The 9,834-nt window shown below is 35.9% G+C and carries 9 protein-coding genes; 6 read left to right on the top strand and 3 right to left on the bottom strand.

From position 1 onward, the window contains the following. Positions 1 to 107: 107 nt before the first annotated feature. On the bottom strand, positions 108 to 791 hold the full coding sequence (locus tag GKP30_RS12540; RefSeq protein ID WP_216829788.1) for a cell wall hydrolase: 684 nt from the start codon (positions 789 to 791) through the stop codon (positions 108 to 110). A gap of 344 nt (positions 792 to 1,135) precedes the next feature. Between GKP30_RS12540 and GKP30_RS12535 the strand changes: the two genes are divergently transcribed. The 5 genes from GKP30_RS12535 (at position 1,136) to GKP30_RS12515 (ending at position 5,612) form a co-directional block, all read left to right on the top strand. Beyond that, on the top strand, positions 1,136 to 2,248 hold the full coding sequence (locus GKP30_RS12535) for a M20 metallopeptidase family protein (protein ID WP_216829787.1): 1,113 nt from the start codon (positions 1,136 to 1,138) through the stop codon (positions 2,246 to 2,248). A 511-nt stretch (positions 2,249 to 2,759) separates the two neighbouring features. Next, complete coding sequence (locus tag GKP30_RS12530) at positions 2,760 to 3,662, top strand: macrolide 2'-phosphotransferase (protein WP_216829786.1); 903 nt, start codon at positions 2,760 to 2,762, stop codon at positions 3,660 to 3,662. A gap of 242 nt (positions 3,663 to 3,904) precedes the next feature. Further along, positions 3,905 to 4,240 carry a PadR family transcriptional regulator gene (locus GKP30_RS12525; protein WP_236035066.1) on the top strand — a complete coding sequence of 112 codons (336 nt, stop codon included), beginning with the start codon at positions 3,905 to 3,907 and terminating at the stop codon, positions 4,238 to 4,240. Then, on the top strand, positions 4,230 to 4,754 hold the full coding sequence (locus tag GKP30_RS12520) for a DUF2812 domain-containing protein (protein WP_216829784.1): 525 nt from the start codon (positions 4,230 to 4,232) through the stop codon (positions 4,752 to 4,754). The genes GKP30_RS12525 and GKP30_RS12520 overlap by 11 nt, the downstream gene beginning before the upstream one ends. A gap of 135 nt (positions 4,755 to 4,889) precedes the next feature. Next, positions 4,890 to 5,612, top strand: a complete 723-nt coding sequence (locus tag GKP30_RS12515; RefSeq protein WP_216829783.1) for a DUF3784 domain-containing protein — start codon at positions 4,890 to 4,892, stop codon at positions 5,610 to 5,612. A gap of 92 nt (positions 5,613 to 5,704) precedes the next feature. Here GKP30_RS12515 and GKP30_RS12510 read toward each other — a convergent pair whose 3' ends face one another. Beyond that, positions 5,705 to 6,190: a DinB family protein gene (locus GKP30_RS12510; protein ID WP_216829782.1), complete on the bottom strand. Its 486-nt coding sequence runs from the start codon at positions 6,188 to 6,190 to the stop codon at positions 5,705 to 5,707. 142 nt (positions 6,191 to 6,332) lie between these two features. Further along, on the bottom strand, positions 6,333 to 7,700 hold the full coding sequence (locus tag GKP30_RS12505) for an FAD-binding oxidoreductase (protein WP_216829781.1): 1,368 nt from the start codon (positions 7,698 to 7,700) through the stop codon (positions 6,333 to 6,335). A gap of 193 nt (positions 7,701 to 7,893) precedes the next feature. Here GKP30_RS12505 and GKP30_RS23890 point away from each other — a divergent pair, with 193 nt between their 5' ends. Then, positions 7,894 to 9,762, top strand: coding sequence for a flagellin (locus GKP30_RS23890; RefSeq protein ID WP_328703151.1), 1,869 nt, complete (start codon positions 7,894 to 7,896; stop codon positions 9,760 to 9,762). Positions 9,763 to 9,834: the final 72 nt, after the last annotated feature.

The following is a 9,834-nucleotide window of genomic DNA, read 5'->3' as shown; positions in this document are numbered from 1 at the left end:
TCAACAACTTCTACGATAGGAGTTTTTTTTATGTCTGTAAATACTATTTTTTGAAAAAATGGAACTATTTTAAAGGCATGCAACGCCAGTGGGTCAGACCCCGTTTTTTAATTTTTAAACACATGTTGTCCGATTACAACGGTTGTTTCTCTTGAATCTAGCCAACGACTTGTTGCAATGTCTGGGTTATAGAAGAATAACGAACCTTTTGCTATATTTCTCATGTCTGTTAATGCTGCGTGTACTGCTTTGATTGATTCTTTATCAGCTGGTTTATTAACTTGTCCATTTGAAACGGGTTGAAATTGTCCGCGTTGATAAATAACTCCTTTTATTGTATTAGGAAATTGAGAGCTTTCCAATCGATTTAAGACCACATCTGCTACCGCCACTTTTCCTTCGAAAGGTTCGGTTTGGGCTTCGGCTCGTACAATTCTTGCCAATAAGTCGATTTCAGCTTCCGTTAGACTTAGTTTGTTAGAATTGGTTTCTTTTTTTTCTTCCGTATTGGCGCTACTTAATGGCGCTTTTTTACGACTTACGTTATTAGAGTTGCTTGTTTGCTTTGGTGGGTTGAAATTTTTACGCTTAGCTATATGTATGTGATCACCGATATATATCAGATCTAAATTTTTTATTTGTGGGTTAGCTTCTGCTAATTCTTTTAATGTTAAGCCATGAGCCTGTGCGATTTTCGTCATTGTATCACCTTTTTCAACTGTATAAGCAAAAGCTGGAGCTGCAAAAAATAGAGCAGCTAGTAATGTTAATAAAAATATTAGTTTTTTCATAGTTCTCCTCCTAGTAAATATGTTTTTTGTGTGCTCTTATTTACCTGTACAACTCTATCCTTATGAGAGAATTAAATAGAATAGTATTACAATATGTTTACATAGAGATTAAAGGTGTATTGGAATTGGTTTTCTTAGAGATAATTGGTATTTTAGTAATAGGGGAATTATGGTTTGTTACAATTGTTACGAATTATAAGTTAGATATTGTCAGAAGTTTGGTTAATAGATTTTTTGTGGATGGAAATTTTTGTATTCTACTATTAATAAGATAAACCATATAAACTACCCCACCTGCAACAGGTTCAATCAAAAAATTATTTTAAAATAAAAGGAAGAGATCAGTGGAAAAAAAAAATCTGGAATTAACCAAAAAATTACGTCAAGAATTACATCAACACCCTGAACTTTCCAATCAAGAAGTTAGGACGAAGCAGCGTTTAATGGATTTTCTTAAAGAACATACACAACTAGAAATTGTTGATAAGGATCAATGGTTTTATGCGATTTATCGGGCAGGTGAAGATAAAAAGAACATTGCGTTCCGTGCTGATTTTGACGCTCTTCCTATCGAAGAAACAATTGAAATCCCTCACGCTTCAACGGTCCGAGGAGTTTCTCATAAATGTGGACATGATGGTCATGCCGCTTGTTTAACTGGCTTTGCTCTTGAAGTGGATCAGAAAGGTGCTGACAACAACATTTATTTCTTGTTTCAACATGCAGAGGAGACAGGGGACGGTGCGACTCAGTGTGCTTCTTTAATAAAGGAGCATAATATTGATGAAATATTTGCATATCACAATATGAGCGGTATGGCTTTAAAATCTGTTCATGTAATTGATGGGACTGCTCACTGTGCATCAAAGGGATTGACGATTCATATGGAAGGTACTCCAGCACATGCCAGTCAACCAGAGGATGGGGTAAACCCAGCTTTTGCAATTGCGAAGATTATTGGTTCAATTCCCGAGTTTACAGCGTCTGAGATTAATAGAGGTATGGTACTTTGTACTGTCGTTCAGGTCGATATTGGTGAAAGAGCGTTCGGAGTATCTGCGAGCAAGGGAAAATTGTTATTAACCATTCGTGCATTTTATGAGGAAGAATTGGTGAAGCTGCAAAAAAATCTTGAAGCACTTTCTCTTTCTCTATCCGCTCAATACGGGCTAAAAACGAGTTTCTCATACAATGATACCTTTCCAGAAACGGTAAATCATAAAGAGAGTTCCGACAAGATACGTAAAGTCTGTCAAAATAAAGGTTTTCAGCTTGTTGAAATGACCGAAGCCTTTCGTGCGTCCGAAGATTTCGGACACTATTTAAAGGAGACGAAGGGAGCCATCTGCTACATCGGAAATGGGGAAGATTATCCTCATATCCATACTGTACAATATGATTTCGAGGACGAGATTATCGAAACCGCGGTTGAACTTTTTAAAGGACTGGCTGAATGATGGTGGGGGTCAGACCCCTTTTTAATTCTCTATTGACATTATAATAATATAAAGCTAAAATCTTTAAGTGAATTATTTTAAATGTTTAGGAGGATTATTAAAAAATGTTACCATCCAGAATTCGGTTCCGAACTTTGAACAAGTAATTTCATACGTTCAAAGGCTCTGTATGTGTATGCAGAGTAAACGGGATCAGTCTGCCCTTTTTTAATAATCTCCATTTTGCATAGAGATATGCTATATGTAGAAAGGCGGATCGTTCTGCCTTTCTTTTTTATGCTTTAAATCGGAAAAGTATAAAATTAAAAAGGCTATTGGCCATTGGTTTTACCTTCTTCTGAAGATTAGAGGGTGTATTCATGGAACTATACGAAAAGATCTATCATTAGGAATGATATCTATCCGTTTACTCTAAATCACAGGCAGCTGGCCTGTGATTTTTTTAATATAGTCGATAATGGCTAATGCATGGTAGGACACTAATAAAAGTAAAAAAGAAGGGGTAATAACGATGATTAAAAAGATAAAAGAAATTAAAGAGATTGCTAATAGAAATGGGATTATAATTAATGAGGAAGAGATTAAAATTAATGAGTCTGGTTTAGACTTTCAAGTCTGTCATGTTGTCGATCGCAATGGCGTTCGCTGGATATTCCGATTACCGAGAAGAAAAGACTCGATGAATAAAACAGATATCGAAAAGAAAGTGTTAGATATAGTGAATCGCCATGTTTCATTTGAAGTGCCTGTATGGTCGGTGTACACAGAAGAGTTCATTGCCTATAAACAATTATCAGGTATTCCAGCAGGGACTGTAGATCAAGCGGTTAAAGACTATATTTGGGAGTTTGATGTCAACCATGTTCCAGATAATTACCTCAATTCGCTTGGGAAAGTGTTAGCTGAACTGCATCAGGTTCCTAGTGAATTTTTGAATATAACTGGATTAAAGGTGCAGACTGCGGATGAAGCAAGAGCAGATATGAAAAAAAGAATGATTGGAGTAAAGGAAAAGTATGGCGTAAGTGATACATTATGGTCAAGGTGGCAAGCATGGGTAGACAATGACAAGATGTGGCCAATGCATACTGGGCTAATTCATGGGGATGTTCATGCTGGACATACGCTGATCAATGATAAATTAGAAGTTACGGGATTAATTGATTGGACAGAAGTGGCTGTAACAGATGTATCAAAAGATTTTGTTGGACTTTACATGATATTCGGGGAACAGGCGTTGGAGCAAATTATTGCATCGTATGAAGTTGCAGGTGGAGTCACATGGCCACTTATGAAGGAGCATATCATTGAGCTACAAGCAACTTCCGCGATTGATGTAGCTGAATTTGCGGAGGCATCGGGATTACAAGAATATGAGCAAATTGCTAAACAAAGTTTAGGTGTAGAAAAATAATAAACTTAACTAATGACGTAGGGATCCCATAAAATATGGGGCCCTATTTTTCTTAATGAGATAAAATCATTCTGCACTGCTCCTCATATTATCCTTCCAACCTCGTCCCAAAGTCCTTGTTGTACCATTAGTTGAAAAGAGATTCATTTTATTGACAAATATATCAGGTGCCGATATAATCGTCTTAAGATATATCGTATAACGATATATCGCCTTGCGATGTTTATTGTAGGAGGGTGCATATGAAAGTAAATAAAGATCATGTTCCATTGACGGAAGCTATTTATTATATATTAGTCGCACTTAACCAACCAATGCATGGGTATGGAATTACGCAATTTGTAAGGGAAATTACTCAAGATAGAGTGGAATTAGGTCCTGGAACATTATATGGAGCGATTAAATCATTACTGGAGAAGGGATGGATTGAACCAGTTAAGCAAAAAGAAGACAGCCGGAGAAAGGAATATAAAATAACTGAAACAGGAAAAGAAGTTCTTCAGATGGAACTGGAACGTTTAGCGGAGCTTGTTAGGAATGGAAATCAATTCATACGAGGTGAAAAGAATGGCAATTAAAATGACAAAAATTTTTATCGACTACGAAAAGGAAGAGAAGTGGTTGAATGAGATGGCTGCCAAAGGTTTACATCTAGTGAACTACAGTTTTCCAAAGTATTATTTTGAGAAGGGCGAACCAGGTGAGTATTGTTATCGAATACAACTATTGGATAATTTACCAACCCACCAAGAAAGTAAGGAATATATTGAGTTTATGGAGGAAAACGAGGTAGAACACATTGCTTCTAATGTCCGCTGGGTATATTTTCGCAAAAGAGCTGTAGATGGTCCTTTTGAAATTTTTTCAGACTATAAGTCCAAGATTAAGCATTATAGTAATATTGTAACCTTTATGAGTATCTTTATTTTTGTAAATTTTATCCCAGCTATTTATAACATGACTATTTCTCGTATTAATATGTATGTCTCATTACTAAACTGGTTAGCTATTATACTTCTCGGATTCGCGATGATCATTTATATGAGAAGGATTAACCAATTGAAGAAAGCAGAAAGGCTATACCATAAATAGGTGATTTGACTAAATAATTAATAACATAGGGACTTGCCATCTCCTATACGAGGTAGAAAAGACTTGGAAAACAGATTACACAAAGAGTAGTTACAATTTTCCTTTTAGGAGCTAATGGTAGACAGGGGGAAGCATTTGATCGCACTAATAATTATTCAACTATTTATGGTATTAATGTTTTTCCTACTAGGATACCTCATCGTAAAAAAAGAAGTATATTTTCTTCTATCTGGATTTTCTTCAAAATCAGAGGAAGAACAAAAGATACTAATTAAGAATGGCTATCCACAAGCAGCAGGAAGAGCACTGATAAATTCAGGGTTTATTTTAGTAGGTGGATTAGGACTATATTTATTAAAAATACCATATATGATAGAGCTTTCATGGCTCGTAATGATCATTTATATATTCACACATTTACTCTATATCGGTAAATTAGATACAACTAAAAGCAGCAAGCGAAATTCAATTATATTAATACTTACGATTGTTTTTACCTTTGGAATTCTAGGAGTCGTTACCTATATTGGTATACAACCGAATCACTTATCTACATCTGATACTCAACTGCAAATTAGTGGTTTTTACGGAGTGGATTGGCCTTTAGATAAAATTACGAATGTTGAATTGGTCGATACCATTCCAAATGTTCAAGTAAGAACAAATGGTTTTGCTTTTGCCAATAGATTAAAGGGCCACTTTCGCCTTGAGGAGTTAGGAAAAGGCAGATTACTTCTATATCGTAATCATCCTCCTTTTATATACATTGAAAAAGGGGAAGATTATTTATTCATTAACTCAAGAGATATCAACGAAACGAGGTTATGGTATGAAGAAATGATGGACTTAATCTATTAAATATAAGGACGGTTCTCTTTCTTCTAAGAATATAGAAGAAAGGAAACCGTCTCATTGCTGATATTAATTAAAGGAAATGTACATCCTATACACTATCCTTGTTTCACATCTTCAATTTTTAGACCAAAAACTTGTGGTGGTTGTATTTGGTTCATTTGTAAATACGTTGATAGTTGTCCACGATGATGTATTTCGTGTTCAGTTAGTGCCATTAAAATTCTCCATGAGCTTACTTCATGTCCGTGTAAAGTAGGAACTTTTCTCTCTAATAAATCATTTCCTAAAGCTAATAAGCCAGTAGTTAAAGTTACATGGCATTCTTCTAAGTACTTCTTAATTTCTTCAATCGTTTCTCCTTTGGTATTATCATGTCCAGGATATATCCATTCCCCTTTTTCAAAAACACTTAAAAACATCAGTTGTGAGGAGGCTAAATGTCGTAATAAATCCCCCGTAGTAAATTTATCTTCTGCTGGTTTCCAGTCTAAACTTGACTCTGGGATGGCCTCAATATATTGCAAAGTACGTTTCCTTGTAGCATCTAAAAATTTCACATATTCCCCCACATCATGTATCAAGTTAATTCCTCCTTATTATGTTCTTGATCTTTTTTTAAAGCCAAATTATAGATTTAACTAAACTCTCTTTAAGAAATTTCATACTAGGGTCAATAGATTTTTTCCAGTGGGAATGCTAGGAAGAGGAGAGTAAGGTCATTTTTTAGTATTTATCAATGATTTTGTCAGGATTTAAAATACACAAAGGATCTAATGCCTTTTTAATTGTAATCATGACATCATAGGCAGCACCATGCTCGAGGCGTTGGTATTTCTTTTTGCCCATTCCAACTCCGTGTTCACCTGTACAAGTTCCACCTCGAGTTATAGCATATTTGACTAGGTGGTCTGTAAACTCCTCGGACTGCTTGATTTCCATTGGATCATTCTTGTTGATCATTAAGAGAACATGGAAATTGCCGTCGCCGACGTGACCAACGATTCCACCTATAAGATCGAGCTTGTTTAGTGTGTGTCTAGCATCATCAATGGCCCCAGCTAACTCTGTTATCGGTAGGCATACATCGGTTACTAATAACTTCTTGCCTGGTGTGCCGTGGATATAGGCATAGGCTAGGTTATGTCTAGCTTCCCATAATAGAGACGAGGCTTTTGAGTCGGTTTCAAAGATGATTTCTTGACAGCCTAAATCATTAACGATCTCCTCTGTAAAGGCTACATCTTGAGCGAGACCAGACTCATTACCGTGAAATTCTAGAAATAGGGTAGGACTCTCAAGGTAGTTCGTTTTACTATGATTATTTACTTGTTTCATAGAGTAGCTATCGACTAACTCGCAGCGAGCGATTGGAATTCCCGCTTGGAGTATCTTTACGACAGCATCTACCGCGTTTGCTACGGTTGGAAAAACTGCTCTTGCAGTAGCTGTAAATTCTGGTATTCCGTATACTTGCAAGGTGATTTCTGTAAAAAGCCCAAGTGTTCCCTCTGAACCTACAAATAAAGAATTTAAATGATAGCCTGAGCTAGACTTTGTAGCCAAACTGCCTGTATGTATGATTGAACCATCTGCAAGAACGACTTCAATATCTCGAATTTGATCGATCATCCCACCATATCTTACAGATGTAGTCCCACTTGCATTTGTTGCTGTCATTCCCCCAATTGTCGCATCTGCTCCTGGATCAACAGGAAAGAACAACCCATATGGTTTTAGTGTTTTATTTAATTGAGTCCGGGTAATTCCTGGTTGCACCTTGACTAAAAAGTCATTTTCACGAATTTCAACGATTTGATTCATAAAAGAGAAGTCAACAGTAATCCCCCCATGGTAGGGAATGACATGAGCTTCTAGACTAGAACCAAGTCCAAACGGAGTGACTGGAACCTCGTATTTGCTCGCAATCTTATGTATTTCACTCACTTCTTCTTTACTGACAGGGAACACGACCACATGGGGTAATGATTCTGTATGGTGAGATTCATCTTTCCCGTGATTTTGTAAAGTAGTTTTATTCGTTGTGACACGATCAGGGGGCAGTAGTTTGGCTAATAACGTAATGTATTCCATATTTAATTCCTCCTTTAAAGAGTAACCTATTTCTATAAATGTTAACACATGATAAATCAGAATTGTTAAAAAACTCATGTCAACATCAGGTTTTCGGCTGTTGGTCACCGTAAAGAAACTAAATGAAATTATTACTAAACATTTCCTTTAAAATACCGATAAAAATAATAGATTGGCATTAGTGGGTGGGTTTATGAAAATAACACATAATATATCAGCATTAAACACAATAAATAGGTTTAATAATAGTATTAAAAATACTGGTTCTTCGTTAGAAAAACTATCCTCTGGCCTACGTATTAATCGAGCAGCTGATGATGCGGCTGGACTAGCTATATCAGAGAAGATGAGAGCTCAAATCAGAGGGTTAAATCAAGCGACCAGAAATATTCAAGACGGCATTTCTGTTATTCAGACAGCGGAGAGTGGTTTCCAAGAAATAACCAATATTATTCAACGTCAAAGAGAACTGTTAATTCAGGGTTTGAATGAAACGTATACTCTTGATGACAAAAGGAATATAGAGAGAGAAATAAATGAGCTTACAAAAGAAATTGACAGTATTGCTAATAGAACTGGGTTTAATAACATTAACCTTTTGGCACGAGATGATTATCAAATACTTGAAGACCGTTCAAGTCATAACGTGGATGTAACTACATCAGGACCATTTCCTCCTACGGTCACTAATCTCGAACAATTTACATACTTTTTTCCAATTGGTACTACCGATGTTCCTCTGACGGTTCAAACGTCTAATACGGAAACAACAATTAATGACGTGTATTTTCATGACGCTTATATATCTCCAATTACTTCTCCTGATGGAAGGCAAGGATATACCGATTATGAAAAAAATGAACATATTCATACTGAAACAACAGCTACAAATGAATACTCATATGGAAGAATATTAGAAAGTGACCCAAGATACAAAGAACTGGATGTTAAATATCTTTCAATTAATAATGTTTTTTTTCAGACAAAACTTATACCCACTGCAACACTAGCAGGGGAATACCCAGATTTTGGTGGATTTGAGGATAGGTTTACAGTTGTTGAAATAGATGGTATATCACATACCCTTGATAATTTTACATTAACAAGTTCAAATATCACATCAAACACTATCTCTGCTACATATGAAAAAGATGGCATAGAAATAGAGAAGGTTATGTCAACAGATGGAGTGGGATTTACAGCAGAATATATAATTAAAAATAGTTCTGGTATAGATAAACAGGTAAAGTTTAGTACTGTTTTTCAGCCCGAATACAACGGTGCATATTCCATTTCATCCTCTAGCGGGGTGCCCGTAGGGGGGACTGCACTAACCGCAGAGATACCTGATTCGGACGTAGTTTTTGAACTATCTAACGACCTTGTCAGTTATGATTTTTCATTCCTACATGGGGAAAGTTACCTGAAGCCTGAGTCATTAAAAACTGGAAGTTCATACTTGCAATCTGGGAATTCAGGTCCTCATGTAATTACTCCTACATGGGAAAACACTGATTTTGAAGATGGAGCTACTATAAAGTTTGGAATTTCACTAAGTAATTTTAATTTTAAAAAAGATGTTTACCATGTTACAAATAAAACAACGAGAACAATCGATCCTATTGTGGAAACAGTTACAACAAATATTAAGGATATAGACTATATCCCGCCAAAATTAAACATCCAAATAGGGGCTAACGGAAATGAGCATATTTCTATTCCTTTATACAGTGTAAAAGCTGATAGTTTGGGTATTATGCATGTAGGAATTCTACCGCCAGCTATTCCCGAAGAATCTATAGCCCGAACTGATAGGGCATTAACAAGAGTTACGAATTACAGAACAATTTATGGAGCATTACAAAACCGTTTAGAATACGCAAAAAATAACGTGGGTAATTACGCTGAAAATTTACTTGCAGCTGAATCCAGAATTCGTGATATCGATATGGCAAAAGAGATGATGGATTTTACAAAAGCGACCATCCTAACCCAAACTTCTCAAGCTATGCTTGCACAGGCTAATCAGAACCCACATATGATCTTGCAACTTTTGAAATAATAGACCTAATTTGTTGTAGAGATTTCTGGTGAAAAATGATTACAGTTAAATATTTTAAGGTACAAACGAGAG

This window comes from Alkalihalobacterium elongatum (genome assembly GCF_019024285.1).
Classification (GTDB): Bacteria; Bacillota; Bacilli; order Bacillales; family Bacillaceae_F; genus Alkalihalobacterium; species Alkalihalobacterium elongatum.
This window is presented reverse-complemented; position numbering and strand designations above follow the sequence as displayed.